This window comes from Mangrovicoccus sp. HB161399 (assembly GCF_013184745.1).
Lineage (GTDB): Bacteria > Pseudomonadota > Alphaproteobacteria > Rhodobacterales > Rhodobacteraceae > Mangrovicoccus.
In genome coordinates, this window is record NZ_JAATVU010000007.1 from 1 (window position 1) to 19,093 (window position 19,093).

Here is a 19,093-nt window from a genome sequence, read left to right on the forward strand (position 1 = left end):
AAATGCTCGAAGAACCGCCATTCCTCGTTGGTCATCAGATTCCGCGCCAAGATCACCTCCGTCGCAACGGCGATCTTGAATCACGGAGGCGACTGGCTGTGAATCCCTTTTGTCAACACGGCCTAGCCCGGAGCATGGCAGCGGGCGCACCCATCCCGGCTGCGCGGCTCGACGCGCTGCTCGGCTTCCTCGCGGGGGCCGGGGCGCTGAAGGACACGCTGCGCAGCGGCTTCACGCAAGGCGGGCGGCCGGAAAGCAGTGCCGAGCACAGCTGGCGGCTGTGCCTGCTGGTTCTGCTGCTGGAGGACGACCTGCCCGGCATCGACCTGCTGCAGCTGCTCCGGCTCTGCCTGGTCCACGACCTGGGCGATGCGATCTCCGGCGACACTCCCGCCCCGCTGCAGACCATCGGGGACGACCGCCATGCGCGCGAACAGCAGGACATGGAGACGCTCTGCGCGCCGCTGCCGCCGGAGATGCAGGACCGCATGTTGGCGCTCTGGGACGAATACGCCGCCGGAGAGACGCCGGAAGCAGGGCTGGCGGAGTGGCTCGACAAGATGGAGACCATCCTGACCCATGCCGAGGGCAGGAACCCGCCCGGGTTCGATTGCGGCTTCAACCTGGGCTACGGACGGGCGGCCACCGGGCGGCATCCGCTGCTGCGCCAGATCCGGGAGGCGGCGGACAGGGCCACCCGTGCAAGGACCGGGCCATCCGGCACGCGCTGACCCCTTGCCCGCAAGGCGCGGGGAGCGTATCGGAACGGCCATGTTCACCGTTGCCGCGCTCTATCATTTCACCTCCTTTCCCGACCCCGCCGCGATCCAGGGACCGCTGGCGAAGCTCTGCTGCGAAAACGGCGTGAAGGGCACGCTGCTGCTCGCGCAGGAAGGCATCAATGGCACCATCGCCGGGTCGCGCGAGGGGATCGACAGGGTGCTGGCGCATATCCGCGCCCTGCCCGGCTGCGCCGATCTGGTCTGGAAGGAAAGCACCGCCTCCGAGGCGCCCTTCCCGCGGATGAAGGTCCGGCTGAAGCGCGAGATCGTCACCATGGGCCAGCCGCAGGTCGATCCGCGCGCCGCCGTCGGCCACTATGTCGAGCCCGCCGACTGGAACGCGCTGATCTCGGCGCCCGACGTTGCGGTGATCGACACGCGCAACGACTACGAGGTCGCCATAGGCACTTTCGAGGGCGCGGTCGACCCCGAGACGGAAAGCTTCCGCGACTTCCCTGCCTGGTGGGAGGCCAACAGGGACCGTTTCCACAACAAGCGGATCGCGATGTTCTGCACCGGCGGCATCCGCTGCGAGAAATCCACCAACTACCTGATGGGTCTGGGCGAGCAGGAGGTCTACCACCTCAAGGGCGGCATCCTGAAATACCTGGAGGACGTCCCGGAGGAGCAGAGCCTCTGGCGCGGCGACTGCTTCGTCTTCGACGGCCGCGTCTCCGTCGGCCACGGGCTGAAGGAAGGCCCGCACGTGCTCTGCCATGCCTGCCGCCGCCCGATCCTGCCCGAGGACAGGGAGCGCCCGGAATACGAGCAGGGCGTGAGCTGCCACCATTGCCATGCCGAGACCACCGACGAGGACAAGGCACGGTTCCGCGAGCGTCAGAAGCAGATCGGTCTGGCCAAGGCGCGCGGCGAGGACCATCTCGGCCCGCGCTGACTGGACCTAGCGGCAGGCGCCGCTGGCCTCATCCGCCGCACTGGACCGGGGCCCGCGACCTGCTAGAGCGGTTGGCATGACAACCTCCCGCTTCGATTTCCTGGCCGCCTTCATGGGCGTCGCCTTCTCCTTCATGTGGTCCTCGGCCTTCACCTCGGCGCGCATCATCGTCGCCGAGGCGCCGCCGATGCTGTCTCTGGCGCTGCGCTTCGCCATTTCGGGGGCGATTGCCGTGTCCATCGCGCTTGCCCTGGGACAGACGATCCGGCTGACGCGCCAGCAATGGGCGATGACCGCGGTCTTCGGCATCTGCCAGAACGCGCTGTATCTGGGGCTCTATTTCATCGCGATGCAGACCGTGCCCGCGTCGGTCGCGACGATCACCGCCTCGACCATGCCGCTGCTGGTCGCGCTGCTGGGCTGGGCCTTCCTCGGCCAGCGCCCGCCGCTGTTGGGCTGGGTCGGGCTGGCGGGCGGGCTCGCCGGCGTGGCGCTGATCCTCGGGCACCGGATCTCGGGCGGCGCCGATCTGGCCGGGCTGGTGCTCTGCGGGCTGGGCGTGCTGGCGCTGGCCGTCGCCACGCTGGTGATGCGCGGCGCCTCCTCGGGCGGGAACCTGCTGATGATCGTCGGACTGCAGATGTGGGTGGGCTCCGCCGCACTGGCCGTCGCGGGCGGGCTGACCGAGACCTGGGAGGTGACCTGGACGCCGCGGCTCGTCGGCGCGCTGGCCTATACCACGCTGGTGCCGGGGATCATCGCCACCTTCGTCTGGTTCTGGCTGGTGCAGCGTATCGGCGCGGTGCGGGCCGCCACCTACCATTTCCTCAACCCGGTCTTCGGCGTGGCGGTGGCCGCCGCGCTGCTCGGCGAGGAGCTGTCGCTGTGGGACCTCGCCGGAGTTCTGGTCGTGGCGGCGGGGATCCTCTGCGTCCAGCTCGCCCGCCCGCGCCGCGCCTCAGTCGCGGCGTGAGGCGCGCTCGGCCAGCAGGAGCACGCCGCCCGCCAGCATGCCCCAGAAGGCCGCGCCGATGCCGAAGAGGCCGAGGCCCGAGGCGGTGGTGACGAAGGTCACGACCGCCGCCGTGCGGTGCTCTTCCTCGCCCAATGCCGTGACCAGCGCGCCGCCGAGGCTGGTCAGCAGCGCGAGCCCCGCCACCGCCTCGATCAGCACCGGCGGCGATGCGGCGACGAAGGAGGCGGCAAACCCCGCGCCGAGCGCGATGGCCAGATAGGCCGCGCCGCAGGTCACGCTGGCGATGAAGCGGCGCGACCGGTCCGGGCCGGCCTCGGGCCCGGCGCAGAGCGCCGCGGTGATCGCGGCAAGGTTCAGGACGTGCCCCCCCAAAAACGCAGCGCCCATGCTGGCAAGGCCGGTGGAGACGAACATCTCGCCGGTCGCGGGCGTGTAGCCGTTCGAGCGCAGCACCGCGAGTCCGGGCACGTTCTGCGACGCCATGGTGACGATGAAGAGCGGCACGGCGATGCCGAGCGCGGGCACCAGGTCGAGCACCGGGCGGACGAATTCCGGCGCGGGCAGCGACAGGGTTGCAGTGCCGGGCGGCAGATCGGTTGTGGCCGCAACCACCGCGATGGTCACCGCCACGGCAATAAGCACGGCGTAGCGCCGGGCGAAGCACCAGCCTGCAAGCCAGGCTAGCACGATCGGCAGGGCCAGAGTCGGCATCTGCTCGACCGCGCGCACCGGCGCGAGGCACAGGTCCAGCAGCACCCCGGCCAGCATGGCGCCGGCCAGCGGCAGCGGGATCGCCGAGACCGCCCGCGCCAGCGGCTTCCACAGCCCGGCAAGGACGATCAGCGCCCCGGTCAGCAGGAATGCCGCGACAGCAACGCCGTATCCGCCCTCCGGCACACCGGCCCCGATCAGCAGCGCCGCGCCCGGGGTCGACCAGGCCAGGCTGATCGGCTGGCGGTGCCGCAGCCCCAGCCAGACCGCTAGCGCGCCCTGCAGCAGGCAGAGCGCGAACAGCCCCGAGGCCGCCTGCTCCGGCGAGGCGCCGACCCCGCGCAAGCCCTGCAGGACGATGGCGAAGGAACTGGCGAAGCCGACCACTGCGGCAAGGATGCCCGCGGTCAGCGGCTGGACGAGGGAAGGCGGCTCGGCGGCGTCTGACATGGCGACTCGCAAGGGACTGATTGACGGATGGCATCTTGGTCGCATAATTGGATCCAATCTACAATTGGATATCGGATGCAGAAGATTCCCGACCTTGCCGCACTGGTTGCCGAGACCGGCGGACGGCACCGCACCGCGACCCAGCATGTCGAAGCGACCCTGCGCAACGCCATCCTCTCGGGCCGGCTCGCGGGCGGCACGCCGCTCAGGCAGGAGGACCTGGCCCGCGCCTTCGGGGTCAGCCGGATGCCCGTGCGCGAGGCGCTGCGCCAGCTGGAGGCGCAGGCGCTGCTGGATTTCGTGCCGCACAAGGGTGCGGTGGTCACCGAGATTTCGGCCGCCGATGCCGCCGACACCTATGCGATCCGGATGGCGCTGGAACCCGCATGCCTGGAACGCTCGGTCCCGCATCTGGCGGAGGCCGAGTTCGCAGCCGCTGCCGAACTGATCGAGGAGATGGACAGCGAACCCGATCCGGGCCGGATGGGCGAACTCAACCGGCGGTTCCACATGGTGCTCTACAGCGCGGCCGGGCAGCCGAAGCTGCTGGCGCTGACGGAGTCGACCCTGGCCGGCTTCGACCGCTACCTGCGCTTCCACTTGGCCGCGCATGGCCGGGCGCACATGTCCCAGGAAGATCACCGCGCCATGCTGGCGGCCGCGCAGTCGCGCGACATTCCGCTGGCGCTGCACGTGCTGCGCGGCCATCTCGAAACCGCCGCCGCCACGATTGCCACCTTCTTCGCCGGGCGCGGCGGCGCGGATTCAGGAGGATTTTCTTAAGATCCCTCCCGTTAATCTCTGCCGAAGCAGGGAGATCCCGATGTCCAGGATGTCACGGCATGTTTCGCAGCGCATCCGCTCCGGCCGGTTCCGGGGCGCGGCCGCGCTGCGCGCCGTCCTGGCGGCGCTCCTGCTGCTGCCGCTGCCGGCCGCGGCAAATCTCTATCCCTCCGCCGTGCTGGAGGTGGAAAGCCAGCGGCTCGGCCCGCAGATCCGCACGGCCTACGGCGAAATCCGCGCAGCGATCCCGGAATTCGACCAGCTGCGCGCCCGCGACCTGCGGCTGTCCGTGCCGCTCGACGGGCCCTCGCCGCTCTATTTCGGCAACCGCCCGGACAGCCAGACCGTCGTCATCCCGGTCGAGTCTGTCCGCTTCGCAGAGGAATTCGCCCAGCTCGACGGCCTGTTCGAGGCCCGCGGCTGCGACCGCGGCTGGCTGCAATCCTATGCCCGGGCGCTGCTCGGCGATGGCCGGGATCTGCCGCCTCCGCTGGAAGCCTTCGGCCTCGGCCAGCAGGACGTGGCCGACACGCCCGAGGCCGTCCAGGCGGGGCGCGACATTCTCGGCCCGGTGCTGCGCTTCCTCGTGGCGCACGAGATCGGCCACCTGCTGCGGGGCGACGACCGGGGACCGACCGAAGCCCATTCCCTGGACGAGGAACTCAATGCCGACCGCTTCGCCCTCGACCGCTTCGCCGACCGCCGGACCCGGCCGGAAGCGCTGGATTTCTACTTCCTGCTGGAACGCTGGGCCGATCCCGGGGGCGAGGTTGCCGCGGCCGGGGTCCATCCGGTCTCGCCCGAGCGGCTGCAGGCCCTGTCCGACCGGCTGGTCCGGGACGGCGACCTGTTCCGCGGCTTCCGGTCCGGAGATATCGGCCGCTGGCAGATCGACGTGCTGGCCTATGACTTGTCGGGCATGGCCCGGCTGATGCGCGGCGGCCAGCTGGCTCCGGAACAGGACGACCCGCGCTTCGACTACCCGCTGCACCGGATGGCGGATGCCTGCCCCGGCTAGCCGATCCGGCCGCGCGTGCCGCCGGTCTGGCCGCGGTCGAGCAGCAGGTGGTCGAGGATCACGCAGGCCATCATCGCTTCGCCCACCGGCACCGCGCGGATGCCCACGCAGGGATCGTGGCGCCCCTTGGTGATGATCTCGGCATCTTCGCCGGACTTGGTGATGGTCCTGCGCGTGGTGAGGATCGAGGAGGTCGGCTTCACTGCGAAGCGCACCACCAGCTCCTGCCCGGTCGAGATGCCGCCGAGGATCCCGCCTGCGTGGTTCGAGGAAAAGACCGGACCATCCGGCCCCATGGAGATCTCGTCGGCATTCTCGGCCCCGGTCAGCGCGGCGGCCGCCATGCCCTCGCCGATCTCGACGGCCTTCACTGCGTTGATCGACATCATTGCCGCCGCGAGGTCGGTGTCGAGCTTGCCGTAGATCGGCGCGCCCAGGCCGGCCGGCACGCCCGTGGCCGTGACCTCGATGACCGCGCCGACGGAATCTCCGGACTTGCGCAGGCCGTCGAGATAGGCCGCCCACTCATCCGCCGCGGTGGCATCGGGGCACCAGAACGGGTTCCTGCCGATCTCGGCCGCATCGAAGCGCGCGCGGTCGATCGACTTCGGCCCCATCTGCACCATGTAGCCCGAGATCTCTATGCCCGGCACCAGCTTGGCCAGCGCGGCGCGCGCGACGCCGCCCGCCGCAACCCGCGCTGCGGTTTCCCGTGCCGAGGACCGGCCGCCGCCGCGGTAGTCGCGGATGCCGTATTTCTGCCAGTAGGTGATGTCGGCATGGCCCGGACGGAATTTCTCGGCGATGTCGCCATAGTCCTTCGAGCGCTGGTCAGTGTTGCGGATCATCAGCTGGATCGGCGTTCCGGTCGAGACGCCCTCGAACACGCCGGAGAGGATCTCCACCTCGTCGGGCTCGCGCCGCTGGGTGGTGAACTTGTTCTGCCCCGGCTTCCGCTGGTCGAGCCAGACCTGCAGGTCCTCCGCCGTCACCGGAACGCCGGGAGGGCAGCCGTCGACCGTCGCGCCGAGGCCCGGACCGTGGCTTTCGCCCCAGGTAGTGACGCGGAAGAGGTGACCGAAGGTGTTCAGGCTCATGGGCGGGCTCCTTTCCGCCGGGGTCTAGCCGGGACGCGCCCGCCGCTCAAGCCGGAACCCGCCGCAAGCCGCGGACGCCTAGAGCGGATTGCCGAAGCTCAGCACGTCGCCGGCCTCGCTGACCTGGCACTGCTCGGTGCGGCCCGCGATGTCCACGGAATAGAGATTCTCCGAAACCGGCGTGACCTTCACCTCGCCATAGACGGCCTGCATGTGCTCCACCGCGTAGGTGCGGCAGCTCTCTTCCGCGCGGTCGGCCACGGCGCCGTCCCCGCCGCCGGTGCTGCAGGCGGACAGGGCAAGTGCGGCGAGCCCGGCAAATGCATGTATCTTCATGATGGTTCCCTTCTGGATGTTCCCCCGGCCGCGGCCGGGTCAGGTGCGGATCGGCGAGATCACGTCATCGTCCCCATGCACCGCGGAGCGGAGGGTCTCGGGGCCGGCGAAGGCGCCGCAATTCCGGATGCCGGACATGTCGCGGCCGACCGGCCGGGCGGAGGCCCCGGCGACCTCCGCGCCCCGGCAGATCCGCTGCAGGGCGCAAGCGGCGCGGCAGCCGGCAGCATCGGGGCGGCAAGGCGGGTCATGGCAACGGGTCCTTCATGGAAATCGGGCTTTCACATTCACGACACCACATCCGGCGCCCTGCCTGACGCCCGCAGATCGTCGCAGGCCCGCCCAAAAACGAAGGCGCGCCCCGCAGGGGGGCGCGCCGTGTTTCCGTCAGCTCGGGGCCGGGTCACTCCGCCGGAGGGACCATGGCCTTCTTGGCGGCCTTCTTGTGCGGCGCCCAGATCCGCTTGTTGGTGAGGTAGAGCAGCGCCGACAGCACGATCAGGAAGGTCACGGCGGTGAAACCGGCCTGCTTGCGCGCCATCATCTTGGGCTCTGCCGTCCACATCAGGAAGGCGGCGACGTCCTCGGCCATGTGGTGGACATCGTTGGGATGCCCGTCCGCGTATTCGACCAGTTCGTCCGACAGGGGCGGCGGCATGGCGATCCAGCCGCCCGGGAAGGCGGTGTTCTCGTAGAACAGCGCCCCCGCCTGCTCCTTTTCCTCGCCCGTGTAAGAGGTGAGGATGTTGACGATGTATTCCGGTCCGCCGATGCCGTTGAACAGCTGGCTCAGGCCGGTGCCCAGCGGCCCGTGGAAGCCCGCCCGCGCCTTCGCCATCAGGCTCAGGTCAGGGGCGTTCGACAGCGAGGAATGCGGGAAGTGGTCGGTCGGGGTGGCCGGACGGGTGTCGTCCAGTTCGGGATCGAAGACGTCGAAATTCCCCGCATAGGCGCGGACCTGGTCCTCGGGCAGAGCCGGCCCGCCCTCGTCGGCGAGGGTGCGGATCGGCACGAATTTCAGCCCGTGGCAGGCCGAGCAGACCTCGGTATAGACCTGAAGGCCGCGCTGCAGCTGCATCTGGTCATAGGTGCCGAACGGACCCTCGAAGGAGAAATCCACGTCGTGGATGTGGCCTCCCTCGGCGGCCAGGCCTGCCCCGGCTGCAACGGACAGCATTGCAGCGGCGGCGGTGAGCGTCAGTTTCCGGATCATGAGACCTGTATCCTTTCTCATTCGGCCGGGGTCGGGACAGGTTTCGGACCCTTCTTGGGTTCCTTCGCCTTGCCGTAATGATCGATGAAGTCCTGCTCCACGGTGGCGACCTGGGGCAGCGGCTTCTCGAAGATGCCCAGGAGCGGCAGGATCACCAGGAAATAGGCGAACCAGTAGGTGGAGCCGATCAGCGCGATGATCGGATAGGGTCCCTCGGCAGGCATCGCGCCGGCCCAGGTCAGCACCACGAAATCCACGCAGAAGACGTAGAAGAAGCCCTTGAACATCGGCCGGTACCGGCCCGAGCGCACCGAGGAGGTGTCGAGCCAGGGCACCAGCGCCATGACGACGATCGCGCCGAACATGGCGATCACGCCGAAGAACTTGGCGTCGATGATCCCGAAGGACAGCTTGTTGGCGATGATCACCACCCAGACGTCGGCGGTGAAGCAGCGCAGGATCGCGTAGAACGGCAGGAAGTACCATTCCGGCACGATATGCGCGGGGGTCGCCAGCGGGTTGGCCTCGATGTAGTTGTCGGGGTGCCCAAGGTAGTTCGGCATGAAGCCGACGATCGCGAAGAAGACCACCAGCACCACGGCGAGCGCGAAGAGATCCTTGATCACGAAATACGGCCAGAAGGTCAGCGTGTCCTTCTTCACCGTTTCTTTATCGGTCGTGCGCACCGGGACGCCCGACGGGTTGTTGTTTCCGGTGCTGTGGAAGGCCCAGATATGGACCACGACCAGCGCGGCGATCACGAAGGGCAGAAGGTAGTGCAGCGAGAAGAACCGGTTCAGCGTCGGGTTGCCCACCGCCGGGCCGCCCAGCAGCCAGGTCTGGATCGGCTCGCCGATCCACGGGATCGCGCCGAACAGGCCGGTGATCACGGTGGCGCCCCAGAAGGACATCTGGCCCCAGGGCAGCACGTAGCCCATGAAGGCGGTGCCCATCATGCACAGGTAGATCAGCATGCCGATGATCCAGGTGATCTCGCGCGGCGACTTGTAGGAGCCGTAGAACAGCCCGCGGAAGATGTGCAGGTAGACCGCCACGAAAAACAGCGATGCGCCATTGGCGTGAAGGTAGCGCAGCATGTGGCCGCCGTTGACGTCGCGCATGATGTGCTCGACCGAGGCGAAGGCCAGGTCGACATGCGGCGTGTAGTGCATCACCAGGACGATGCCGGTAATGATCTGCAGCGCCAGGCAGAAGGCGAGCACGATGCCCCAGATCCACATCCAGTTCAGGTTCTTGGGCGTGGGGATCATGATCGTGTCGTAGATGAGCCCGATGATCGGCAGGCGGGAATGGACCCACTTCTCGGCGCCGGTCTTGGGCTCGTAATGGTCGTGAGGAATTCCGGACATCCCGTCTCTCTCCCTTACCCGAGCTTGATCGTGGTTTCGTCTTCGAAGGCGGCGACCGGAACCGGCAGGTTCTGGGGCGCGGGCCCGCGGCGGATGCGTCCGGCAGCGTCGTAATGCGAACCGTGGCAGGGGCAGAACCAGCCGTGGTAGTCGCCGGCATTGGCCAGCGGCACGCAGCCCAGATGGGTGCAAACGCCCATCATCACCAGCCATTCCTCCTTGCCGGCCATGGCGCGGTTGTCGTCGGTGGCCTCGGCATTCGCGTCCGGCAGGTTGGCGTTGCGCGCATTGGTGTCGACCAGGTCGGTCAGCGGCACGCCCTTGGCGTATTCGATGTCCTCCGGGGTCCGGTGGCGGATGAAGACCGGCTTGCCCAGCCACTGGACGGTCAGCTGCGTTCCGGTCTCGACACCGCTCACGTCGACGCGGATCGACGACAGGGCCGAGACATCCGCGCTGGGGTTCATCTGGTTCACGAGCGGCCAGACCGCGGCGCCGGTGGCCACGACACCCGCTCCGGCGGTCGCATAGTATAGGAAATCGCGGCGGGTGCCTTCGTGATCGTCTGCGTGGGACACGACTAATCTCCGAGTTGTTTAACGGACCACCACATTCGGATTTCTGAGTCCCGTTTGCAGCAGTGGGTGCGTGAATATGCATTCCTCGCCAGACCGTCTAGCAGACAATCTAGCACGTTGGGTCGAAACGACGCAGGGGGTTGCGCCCCGCCACGCAGCCACAGAACACGGTCCCGGGCTAATTTGCAACATAGAGAAAAATGTGTTCACGGTTCATGGACGCGTCTTTCGATCCGCATGAAATCGTCATAGTTTGTAAATACTTTCGACCCCATTCTCCGAATGGCCCCCAGTTCCGGACAGACACCCATGACGCTTCGCACGCTCACAGCCTCCATCGTCGCAATCAGCGCCTTCCTGGCGGCCGGTGCCGCGCATGCCGAGTTCGAGCTGAGCGTCTATTCGGGCTGGCAGACCTCGCCGCATTCCACCGTCGAGGGCGATGACCCCTCCGGCATCGGCGAGTTCGATTTCACCGCCGGCTGGGAAGGCAAGTCGGGCAGCATGCCGCCCTATTGGGGCGTGCGCGGCATCTGGTGGCAGTCCGACGTGCTGGGCTACGGCGTCGACTACAGCCACAACAAGGTCTATGCCGACAGCGACACGCTGAAGGACAACGGCTTCGACACGCTGGAATTCACCGACGGCCTGAACATCATCACCGCCAACGTGTTCCGGCGCTTCCCGGGCGTGACCCGGGACTGGACCCCCTATATCGGCGGCGGCCTCGGGATTTCCGTGCCTCATGTAGAGGTGGAAACCACCGGCGACCGCACCTTCGAATACCAGTATGCCGGCCCGGCCGTGCAGTGGGTCGCGGGCGTCAGCTACCCGATCAACGACCGCTGGAAGGTCTTCGGCGAGTACAAGGGCACCTATTCGAAGAACGATGTCGACCTGAAGGGCGGCGGCGATCTGGAGACCAACATCGTCACCAACGCGCTCAATGTCGGCGTCAGCTTCGACTTCTGATCCCCTGCCCGGAACGCTTCTTTCCTTCGGACACGGATACTCGGCCGGCGCGCTCGCGCGCCGGCTGATCCCCGGAGGCTGGCGGATCATCGGCACGACGCGTAGCGCGGAGCGTGCCAACCAGCTCGCGGCCGAGGGCGCCGAAGCGCTGATCTGGCCGGGCAGCGACCTCTCCGCCGCCATTTCCGAGGCGACTCACATCCTGATCTCGGCGGGACCGGATGCCGATGGCGACCCGGTGCTGCGCGACTGGGCTGCCCAGATAGGCGCGCGCGGCCGCGGACTGCGCTGGCTGGGCTACCTCTCCACCACCGGCGTCTATGGCGACCACCAGGGCGGCTGGGTCGACGAATCCACGCCGCTCTCGCCCTCGACCCGGCGCGGCCGATGGCGGATGGACGCAGAGGGCGCCTGGCAGGCACTTGCCGCGGAGGTCGGCCTGCCCCTGCACATCTTCCGCCTCGCCGGCATCTACGGCCCCGGACGCGGCCCGTTCGAGAAGGTCCGCCAGGGGACAGCGCGGCGAATCATCAAGCCGGGCCAGGTGTTCAGCCGCATCCATGTCGAGGACATCGCCCAGGTTCTGGCGGCCTCGATCGCGCGGCCGGACCCCGGCGCGGTCTACAATCTCTGCGACGACGATCCCGCTCCGCCCGAGGAGGTGATCGCGCATGCCGCGGAGCTGCTCGGCCTGCCGGTGCCGCCCGCGATCCCCATCGAGGAGGCGGATATGACGCCGATGGCCCGCAGTTTCTATGCGGAAAGCAAGCGGGTGCGGAACGACCGGATCAAGCAGGATCTGGGCGTCGCGCTGCTCTATCCGGATTACCGCTCCGGGCTGGCCGCGCTGCTGGACGGCGAGACGTAGCGCCGGAGCCGGCCGATCCCCCAGAAGACCGGCACCAGAACCGCGCCGCCCGCGAAGGTCGCGCCGTAGAACTCGGCCCGCGCAGGCAGGTTCATGTCGTTGAGGAAGGGATAGGGCAGCCCGCTGGTGACGGTGCCCACGGGCTCGGCATTCAGCGGGCCGACGAGCAGTTCCGCCCAGCCGGTATAGACCAGCACCATCGCCGCAAGGCCGGCAAGCACAGGCGCCATGCGGCGGAACCCCTGCTTCAGCCAGAACAGGTCGATCCACATCAGCGCCGGCCCGACCATGTGCAGATAGTATTCGCGGTAGGGCTTCGGCTCGTTGTCGCCGTTGACCAGGGACGGATCGATCAGGAAGAGACGCCAGTAGGAGATCACGACCAGCGCGTTCAGGATGGCCAGAAGCGACAGCGGCGTGTCGAGCCTCCCGTCCGCCCGGCCCAAGCGCGGCACCGTCATGGCGGCGGCGGCAAGCAGGTTTCCGGTCTGCGCCCAGATCGTCAGGTATCTGAACTGGGCGCCGAAGGTGGCGTAATCCGCGCTGCGCGCCACCTCCCATGTGTAGAACAGGGCGAGGAGCAGGACGAACAGGCGGTATCTGCGGGCGGCGGTCATGGCTCACTCATCCGGGAAGTAGTTCTCGTCAACTTCCCTTACCACATAGGTGCGGACAGCGCGCACCCCGACATCATGGGCGATCATCAGGCGGGCCAGCCGCTCGCCATTGATCAGCACGATCCGGTGCTGCACCCGCTGGACGAATTCGACGGCATGGCGGCTGAAATCCGAAGTGGTGACGAACACACCCTTGGTTGCGTCCTCCCCGGTCAGCGAGCCGACGAAAGCCTGCACCGCTTCGCGCCCGATCCGGTTCTCCGGCGCATAGCGCTTGGCCTGAATAATAGACGGCATCCAGCCCAAGGGCGTCCTCGTTGATCACCCCGTCAATTCCGCCATCGCCCGTCGTGGCCGTCATCCGGTACATGTCGTCCAGCCCGCCGCCATAGCCCATGGCCCGGAGCAGATCGAGGATCAGCCGCTCGAAGCGGATCGGAGAGCGTTCGAGGACGGCATTGAGGACGTCTTCGGCAAGCCCGCGGTCCAATTCGGCAGCAGCCCGATCGATGAGGTCCTGCGGGGTCTCGTCGTTTTGCGGAAGCGGCACGGCTACGGTCACCCCATCCGGGTCCGAAGTCCCCTGGTTGCCGTTCCCGTCCAGCCAGCCGGCGAAACCCGGAAGATCGCGGAGGACGGAGTTGTCGATGCGGGAGCCATGCTTCGCCAGCAAGGAGCGACCCAAGTCGGTGATCTCGAAATGCCCGCGCTTCAGCGACCTGGTCGCACCAGCTTTGGACAGGTATTGACGCGCCCAGTGGACCCGGTTCGCGATAACTGTCTGCTTGCCGCTGGGAAGCAGTGCTTCGGCGTCCTCGCGGGACAATCCGAACTGCCCGGCCATGCGAGGAACGATCTCCGGAACCGTTCGCAGACTGTCGGAACAGGCTTGCAGCACCGGTCTCATCAGCGTCTGATAATCCGGCACCGCCATCGCCTAGCCCTGCCGTGCCAGAGTCCCGATGCCCAGAACGTCCTGCACCTTGGCTTCTATATCCTCGGCATTCATCCGTGCCACCGCGTACATGTCGCGCGGGCTCGCCTGATCGATGAACTCGTCGGGCAGTACCATGGAACGGAATTTCAGCCCGCGGTCGAAGACGCCTTCCTCGGCCAGGAGCTGCGCGACATGGCTGCCGAAGCCGCCGATCGCGCCCTCCTCGATCGTGATCAGCGCCGGGTGCTCGCGCGCCAGGCGCAGGATCAGCTCGCGGTCCAGCGGCTTGGCGAAGCGCGCGTCGGCCACGGTCACGTTGATGCCCTTGGCCGCCAGCCGCTCTGCCGCGGTCTCGACCTCGGAGAGCCGCGTGCCGAAGCTGAGGATCGCCGCTGCCGTACCCTCGCGGATCAGGCGGCCCTTGCCGATTTCCAGCGGCACGCCGCGCTCGGGCATCTCGACGCCGACGCCCTCGCCGCGCGGGAAGCGGAAGGCGATGGGCCCGTCGTCATGCGCCGCCGCCGTGGCGACCATGTGGACCAGCTCCGCCTCGTCGGCGGCGGCCATCACGGTGAAGCCCGGCAGGTTGGCGAGGAAGGCGATGTCGAAGCTGCCGGCATGGGTCGCGCCGTCGGCACCGACGAGGCCCGCGCGGTCGATGGCGAAGCGCACCGGCAGGCGCTGGATCGCCACGTCATGCACCACCTGGTCGTAGCCGCGCTGCAGGAAGGTCGAGTACATCGCGCAGAACGGCTTCATCCCGCCCGCGGCAAGCCCCGCGGAGAAGGTGACGCCATGCTGCTCCGCGATCGCCACGTCGAAGACCCGGTGCGGGAAGCGCTCGGCAAACAGGTTCAGCCCGGTCCCGTCCGGCATCGCGGCGGTCACGGCAACGATCTTGTCGTCGCGCGACGCCTCGTCGATCAGCGCCCGGGCGAAGACCTTGGTATAGGCCGGCGCGTTCGAGACCGCCTTTGCCTGCTCGCCGGTGACCACGTCGAACTTGGCGCGGGCATGGCCGCGGTCCTGCGACTTCTCCGCCGGATCGTAGCCCTTGCCCTTCTTGGTGATCGCGTGGATCAGCACCGGCCCGTCGGCATGGGCCTTCACCGCGCGCAGCAGCGGCACGAGCTGGTCTAGGTCGTGGCCGTCGACCGGGCCGAGATAGGAGAATCCCAGCTGCTCGAACAGCGTGCCGCCCATGACGGAATGCTTCAGCATGTCCTTGGCGCGCTTGGCGCCTTCCTGCAGCGGCGGCGGCAGAAACTTCACCGCGTCCTTGGCGACCTGCTTGAACTCGTGGAAGGGCGAGCCGGCATAGAGCCGCGACAGGTAGGAGGACATCGCGCCCACCGGAGGCGCGATCGACATCTCGTTGTCATTGAGGATGACGATCATGCGGTTCCGCAGATGGCCCGCATTGTTCATCGCCTCGTAGGCCATGCCCGCCGAGATCGAGCCGTCGCCGATCACCGCGATGCAGTCGCCGATGCCGTGCTCGGGCCGACCGCCGAGATCGCGGGCCACGGCGAATCCGAGCGCCGCCGAGATCGAGGTGGAGCTGTGCGCCGCGCCGAACGGGTCGTAGGGCGACTCGGAACGCTTGGTGAAGCCCGACAGCCCGTCCTTCTGGCGCAGCGTGCGGATGCGGTCGCGGCGGCCGGTCAGGATCTTGTGCGGATAGCACTGGTGGCCGACATCCCAGATCACCTTGTCGCGGGGCGTGTCGAAGACCGCGTGCAGCGCCACGGTCAGCTCGACCACGCCCAGACCCGCGCCCAGATGGCCGCCGGTGACCGAGACCGCGCTGACCGTTTCCGCGCGCAGTTCGTCGGCGAGCTGGCGCAGCTCGCGGATCGACAGGCCCTTGAGGTCTGCGGGTTCGTGCACCTTGTCGAGCAAGGGCGTCTGGGGTTGGTCGGCCATCGGGCCCTCCGTCGCGTCTAGCGTTCCCGCGAGATAACGAAGCGCGCAACGTCCCGCAAGGTTTCCGCCCTGTCCGCGAAGGGCGCGAGCGCGTCGCAGGCTTCCTCGACCAAGGATGTGGCCCGCTCGCGGGCGCCGTCCAGTCCCAGCAGGCCAACGAAAGTGGCCTTTCCGGCCCCTGCATCCTTCTGCAGCCGCTTTCCCGCCTTTTCCGGGTCGCCGGTCACGTCGAGAATGTCGTCCGCGATCTGGAAGGCGAGACCGAGCGCCGCGGCATAGGCGGTCATCGGCGCGACTTCGGCCTTCGCCAGCCGCGCCCCGGCCTCGGCCGACCAGCGGATCAGCGCGCCGGTCTTGTTGCGCTGCAGCTCGATGATCTCGTTCAGCGCCAAGGGCGCCGCCGCGGTTTCGGCGGCGATGTCCTGGGCCTGGCCCAGCACCATGCCCGCCGCGCCCGAAGCCTCCGCCAGCGACAGCACCAGATCGGCGCGCACCGCCGGATCGGGCGATGCGCCGGGATCGGCCAGCAGGCGGAAAGCGAGGGTCTGCAGCGCGTCGCCGACGAGGACGGCAGTCGCCTCGTCCCATTTGACATGGACGGTCGGGCGGCCGCGGCGCAGGTCGTCATCATCCATGGCGGGCAGGTCGTCATGCACGAGGGAATAGGCATGCAGCGCCTCCACCGCGGCCCCGGCCTGTTCGGCCCCGGCCACGCCGTGCAGCCGCGCCGATTCCACAACGAGGAAGCCGCGCAGCCCCTTGCCGCCGTGGCAGGCATAGGCCATGCCGTCGCGGATCAGGCTGGCCGGTTCCGCCGCGATCGCATCGAGCAGCCGTGCGCGGACCGCATCCGTGACGGTGCCCAGCCGCTCCATGCCCATGGATCAGAGGCCCTCGACCGGCTTCAGCCCGGAAGGCTCTCCGTTGCGGTCCAGCGTGATCGCCGCGACCTTTTCCTCGGCCTGCTTCAGCTTGGTCTCGCAATGCGCCTTCAGCTCGGCGCCGCGCTCGTAGAGCTTGATCGAATCCTCGAGCCCGACCTCGCCCTGCTCCAGCTGGCTGACGACCGACTCGAGCGCCGCCATCGCCTCCTCGAAGCTCATCTCGGTGACTTTCTTCTCGGCCATTCAAGCGCCCCGCTTCATCAGAACATCGACATGCGCCGCCACGGAGGCGGCGAGGGCAGCCAAATCATACCCGCCCTCCAGTGTCGAGACCAGCCGGCCGCCGCAAAGCGCATCCGCCGCGCCGCAGAGCCGTTCGGTGATCCAGGCAAAATCCTCCGTGTCCCACTCGAGGCTGGCCAGCGGATCGGCAAGGTGAGCGTCGAACCCGGCCGAAACGATCATAAGCTCGGGCTTATGCCGCTCCAGCGCCGGGATGATGATCTCGTCCGTCACCCGCCGCATCAGGTTTCCGTCCGATCCCGGCGGCAGCGGCACGTTGACGATCTGGCCATGCGCGCCCCGCTCGTCATGCGCGCCGGTGCCGGGATAGAGCGGCATCTGGTGGGTAGAGACGAAAAGCGCCCGCTCCTCGTTCCAGAGCAGATCCTGCGTGCCGTTGCCGTGATGCACGTCGAAATCCACCACGGCCACGCGCGACAGCCCGTGATGGTCCAGCGCATATTTCGCGGCGATGGCGGCATTGCCGAAAAGGCAGAATCCCATCGCTGTCTCCGTCTCGGCATGGTGCCCCGGCGGACGCATGGCGACAAAGGCGTTCGAGGCCTCTCCCGCCAGCACCATGTCCACCGCCTTCAGGCAGCCGCCCACGCCGCGCCGCGCCGCCTCCATCGACTCCGGGCTGAGATGCGTATCGCCGTCGAGCGCCGCCCAGCCTGCCGCCGGAATCGCTGCCGCGACCTTGTCGACATAGCGCTGCGGATGGCAGCGCAGGATTTCCGCATCCGGCGCCGCGGGCGGCTCGACCCGGATCAGCGCGTCGTAGCCGGGCGTGTCGATCACGGCGGCGATGGATTGCAGCCGCGCCACCTGCTCGGGATGGCCGGGCGGGGTGACATGGGCGAGACCGGACGGGTGGGCGAAATAGGCTGTGCTCATGGCGCGAGGCTAGGCAGGCCCGAGCCGCCGCGCAACCGCGCCAAAGGGCGCCCCCTCACCCCGGCCCTCTCCCCTGGGGGGAGAGGGAGGCTCAGCGGCGGTCGAGCAGCCCGTACCAGACATAGGCGCCGGCCAAGGCGAGGCGCCGGGCGCGGCCCAGCTCGAAGCGCTTCGGCGCGGCCATGACGAAGCCGGGCAGGCCATGCGCCTCGCCAAGCAGCAGCTTCGCCGCCTGCAGCCCCGACCAGCTGGCCATCGCCACGCCGTTGCCGTGATAGCCGAAGGCCACGACCGAATCCGGCCAGTCCCCGACTGGACCGACATGGGGCACCAGCCGCCGCGTCAGATTCGCCAGCCCCGACCAGAAGAACGGCGTCTCCACCGATGTCCATGCCGGGAACATCGCCTCGAAATCCGCCCGCATCTGCGCCCGGATCTTCCGGTGGGCCGCGGGCGTCCAGCGGATGCCGCCGCGCATGCCGAACAGGAACCGCCCCTCTGGCAGCATGCGGAAATAGTGCAGCAGGTGGCGGCTGTCATAGGCCATCAGGTCCGAAGTCCAGCCCTGCGCCTGCCGCTCCTCCGCGGTGATCGGCCGGGTCACCAGCACCGAGGACTGCACCGGCAGGAACCGCGCCCGCATCCAGTCCGGCAGGTCGTCCGACGCGTAACCATTGGTCGCCAGGACCAGCCGCCGCGCCCGGAGCCGGCCCGAAGGCGTCTGGATCAGATAGGCCCCGCCCTCCCGCACGATCCGCGCCACCGCCGAATTGCCGTGGATCCGCACCCCCGCGGCGAGACAGCCGCGGGCCAGCCCGGTCACGTATTTCCGCGGGTTGAGCCCGAACCCGACCGGCAGGCGGAGCCCACCATGCATCCCCGCCGCGGACAGGCCGCGTTCGGCCAGCGACTCCGGCTCCAGCACCTCGGCCCGGACGCCGTATTCCGCTCCGGCGGGACCGGCGTCCGCCCGGATGTCAGCCATCGCGCGCGCCGAATGCGCCAGCATGGCCTCGCCATCCGAATGCCGGTCGATGCCGATCCCGAGCTCTCCGGCCAGGCGTTCCACCGTTCCGATGGCCTCGCGCTCGGCGCGCACCCACTCGGCGCGCGCCTCTGCGCCGTAGGCCCGGACCATCTGGCCGCGGTCCAGCTTCGAGCCGCCGATGCAGGCAAAGCCGCCGTTGCGCCCCGACGCGCCCCAGCCCGGCCCGTGCCGGTCCAGCACGGCCACGTCCATCCCCGCGCGCGCCAGGTGCAGCGCCGCCGACAGCCCGGTGTAGCCCGCCCCGACCACCACGGCCTCGGCCTGTGCTTCGCCCTCCAGCGGCGGGCAGTCCGGCGCCGCGCAGGTCGCAGTCCAGTAGCAGCCCTCCACCGAGGAGGCCTCATAGGCAGCGGATTCGTAGGGGATTTGGGACATCGGCATACTCCGGGCAGGCAGCGGAGCCATGCGCGCGCGTCCCGCCAAGGTCAAGCCTCGGGCAGGAGCGCGGGGGGA

20 protein-coding genes and 1 pseudogene are annotated in these 19,093 nt (G+C 68.5%); 7 read left to right on the top strand and 14 right to left on the bottom strand.

The annotated features are described in order from the left end of the window. The first annotated feature begins 134 nt into the window (after positions 1–134). From HCC78_RS05205 to HCC78_RS05215, 3 genes are all read left to right on the top strand, one after another. On the top strand, positions 135–731 hold the full coding sequence (locus HCC78_RS05205) for an HD domain-containing protein (RefSeq protein ID WP_172327690.1): 597 nt from the start codon (positions 135–137) through the stop codon (positions 729–731). A 40-nt stretch (positions 732–771) separates the two neighbouring features. Further along, a complete protein-coding gene (locus HCC78_RS05210; RefSeq protein ID WP_172327691.1) occupies positions 772–1,677 on the top strand; it encodes a rhodanese-related sulfurtransferase in 906 nt (301 codons plus the stop codon). Between the two features lie 76 nt (positions 1,678–1,753). After that, positions 1,754–2,650 (top strand): DMT family transporter, encoded by an 897-nt coding sequence (locus HCC78_RS05215; RefSeq protein WP_253949047.1) that lies wholly within the window; start codon positions 1,754–1,756, stop codon positions 2,648–2,650. Here HCC78_RS05215 and HCC78_RS05220 read toward each other — a convergent pair. Next, on the bottom strand, positions 2,636–3,814 hold the full coding sequence (locus HCC78_RS05220) for a benzoate/H(+) symporter BenE family transporter (protein WP_172327692.1): 1,179 nt from the start codon (positions 3,812–3,814) through the stop codon (positions 2,636–2,638). The two genes, HCC78_RS05215 and HCC78_RS05220, sit on opposite strands and share 15 nt — an antisense overlap. 75 nt (positions 3,815–3,889) lie before the next feature. Between HCC78_RS05220 and HCC78_RS05225 the strand changes: the two genes are divergently transcribed. Both HCC78_RS05225 and HCC78_RS05230 read left to right on the top strand, forming a co-directional pair. After that, positions 3,890–4,597 (top strand): GntR family transcriptional regulator, encoded by a 708-nt coding sequence (locus HCC78_RS05225; RefSeq protein ID WP_172327693.1) that lies wholly within the window; start codon positions 3,890–3,892, stop codon positions 4,595–4,597. A gap of 40 nt (positions 4,598–4,637) precedes the next feature. After that, a complete protein-coding gene (locus HCC78_RS05230; RefSeq protein WP_172327694.1) occupies positions 4,638–5,615 on the top strand; it encodes a hypothetical protein in 978 nt (325 codons plus the stop codon). Here the strand turns inward: HCC78_RS05230 and aroC are convergent. The 5 genes from aroC to petA form a co-directional block, all read right to left on the bottom strand. Further along, positions 5,612–6,712: a chorismate synthase gene (gene aroC, locus HCC78_RS05235; protein ID WP_172327695.1), complete on the bottom strand. Its 1,101-nt coding sequence runs from the start codon at positions 6,710–6,712 to the stop codon at positions 5,612–5,614. The genes HCC78_RS05230 and aroC overlap by 4 nt on opposite strands. Positions 6,713–6,790: 78 nt before the next feature. Next, positions 6,791–7,048, bottom strand: a complete 258-nt coding sequence (locus HCC78_RS05240) for a hypothetical protein (protein ID WP_172327696.1) — start codon at positions 7,046–7,048, stop codon at positions 6,791–6,793. Positions 7,049–7,451: 403 nt separating this feature from the next. Continuing rightward, positions 7,452–8,261: a cytochrome c1 gene (locus HCC78_RS05245; protein ID WP_172327697.1), complete on the bottom strand. Its 810-nt coding sequence runs from the start codon at positions 8,259–8,261 to the stop codon at positions 7,452–7,454. A 17-nt stretch (positions 8,262–8,278) separates the two neighbouring features. Then, positions 8,279–9,631, bottom strand: a complete 1,353-nt coding sequence (gene petB / locus HCC78_RS05250) for a cytochrome b (protein WP_172327698.1) — start codon at positions 9,629–9,631, stop codon at positions 8,279–8,281. A 14-nt stretch (positions 9,632–9,645) separates the two neighbouring features. Next, positions 9,646–10,209 (bottom strand): ubiquinol-cytochrome c reductase iron-sulfur subunit, encoded by a 564-nt coding sequence (gene petA, locus HCC78_RS05255; RefSeq protein WP_172327699.1) that lies wholly within the window; start codon positions 10,207–10,209, stop codon positions 9,646–9,648. Between the two features lie 309 nt (positions 10,210–10,518). Between petA and HCC78_RS05260 the strand changes: the two genes are divergently transcribed. Beyond that, entirely contained in the window at positions 10,519–11,181 is a 663-nt protein-coding gene (locus HCC78_RS05260; RefSeq protein WP_253949048.1) for an outer membrane protein, read from the top strand. After that, complete coding sequence (locus tag HCC78_RS05265) at positions 11,156–12,049, top strand: SDR family oxidoreductase (protein WP_253949049.1); 894 nt, start codon at positions 11,156–11,158, stop codon at positions 12,047–12,049. The genes HCC78_RS05260 and HCC78_RS05265 overlap by 26 nt, the downstream gene beginning before the upstream one ends. On the opposite strand, the gene HCC78_RS05270 is transcribed toward HCC78_RS05265, so the two are convergent. From HCC78_RS05270 to HCC78_RS05300, 8 genes and pseudogenes are all read right to left on the bottom strand, one after another. Next, the gene (locus tag HCC78_RS05270) at positions 12,007–12,666 is read right to left on the bottom strand and encodes a hypothetical protein (RefSeq protein WP_172327701.1); all 660 of its coding nucleotides are present in this window, start codon (positions 12,664–12,666) and stop codon (positions 12,007–12,009) included. The two genes, HCC78_RS05265 and HCC78_RS05270, sit on opposite strands and share 43 nt — an antisense overlap. Positions 12,667–12,669: 3 nt before the next feature. After that, a complete protein-coding gene (locus HCC78_RS34715) occupies positions 12,670–12,963 on the bottom strand; it encodes a restriction endonuclease (protein WP_371743778.1) in 294 nt (97 codons plus the stop codon). Positions 12,964–13,012: 49 nt separating this feature from the next. Further along, positions 13,013–13,600: pseudogene (locus HCC78_RS05275) on the bottom strand (winged helix-turn-helix domain-containing protein); the annotation flags it as partial. Positions 13,601–13,603: 3 nt separating this feature from the next. Beyond that, positions 13,604–15,529 carry a 1-deoxy-D-xylulose-5-phosphate synthase gene (gene dxs, locus HCC78_RS05280; protein ID WP_172327702.1) on the bottom strand — a complete coding sequence of 642 codons (1,926 nt, stop codon included), beginning with the start codon at positions 15,527–15,529 and terminating at the stop codon, positions 13,604–13,606. Positions 15,530–15,546: 17 nt separating this feature from the next. Next, entirely contained in the window at positions 15,547–16,404 is an 858-nt protein-coding gene (locus tag HCC78_RS05285) for a polyprenyl synthetase family protein (RefSeq protein WP_172327703.1), read from the bottom strand. Between the two features lie 9 nt (positions 16,405–16,413). Next, on the bottom strand, positions 16,414–16,656 hold the full coding sequence (locus HCC78_RS05290) for an exodeoxyribonuclease VII small subunit (RefSeq protein ID WP_172327704.1): 243 nt from the start codon (positions 16,654–16,656) through the stop codon (positions 16,414–16,416). Continuing rightward, complete coding sequence (locus HCC78_RS05295; protein ID WP_172327705.1) at positions 16,657–17,592, bottom strand: histone deacetylase family protein; 936 nt, start codon at positions 17,590–17,592, stop codon at positions 16,657–16,659. A 91-nt stretch (positions 17,593–17,683) separates the two neighbouring features. Beyond that, the gene (locus HCC78_RS05300; RefSeq protein WP_172327706.1) at positions 17,684–19,015 is read right to left on the bottom strand and encodes an FAD-binding oxidoreductase; all 1,332 of its coding nucleotides are present in this window, start codon (positions 19,013–19,015) and stop codon (positions 17,684–17,686) included. Positions 19,016–19,093: the final 78 nt, after the last annotated feature.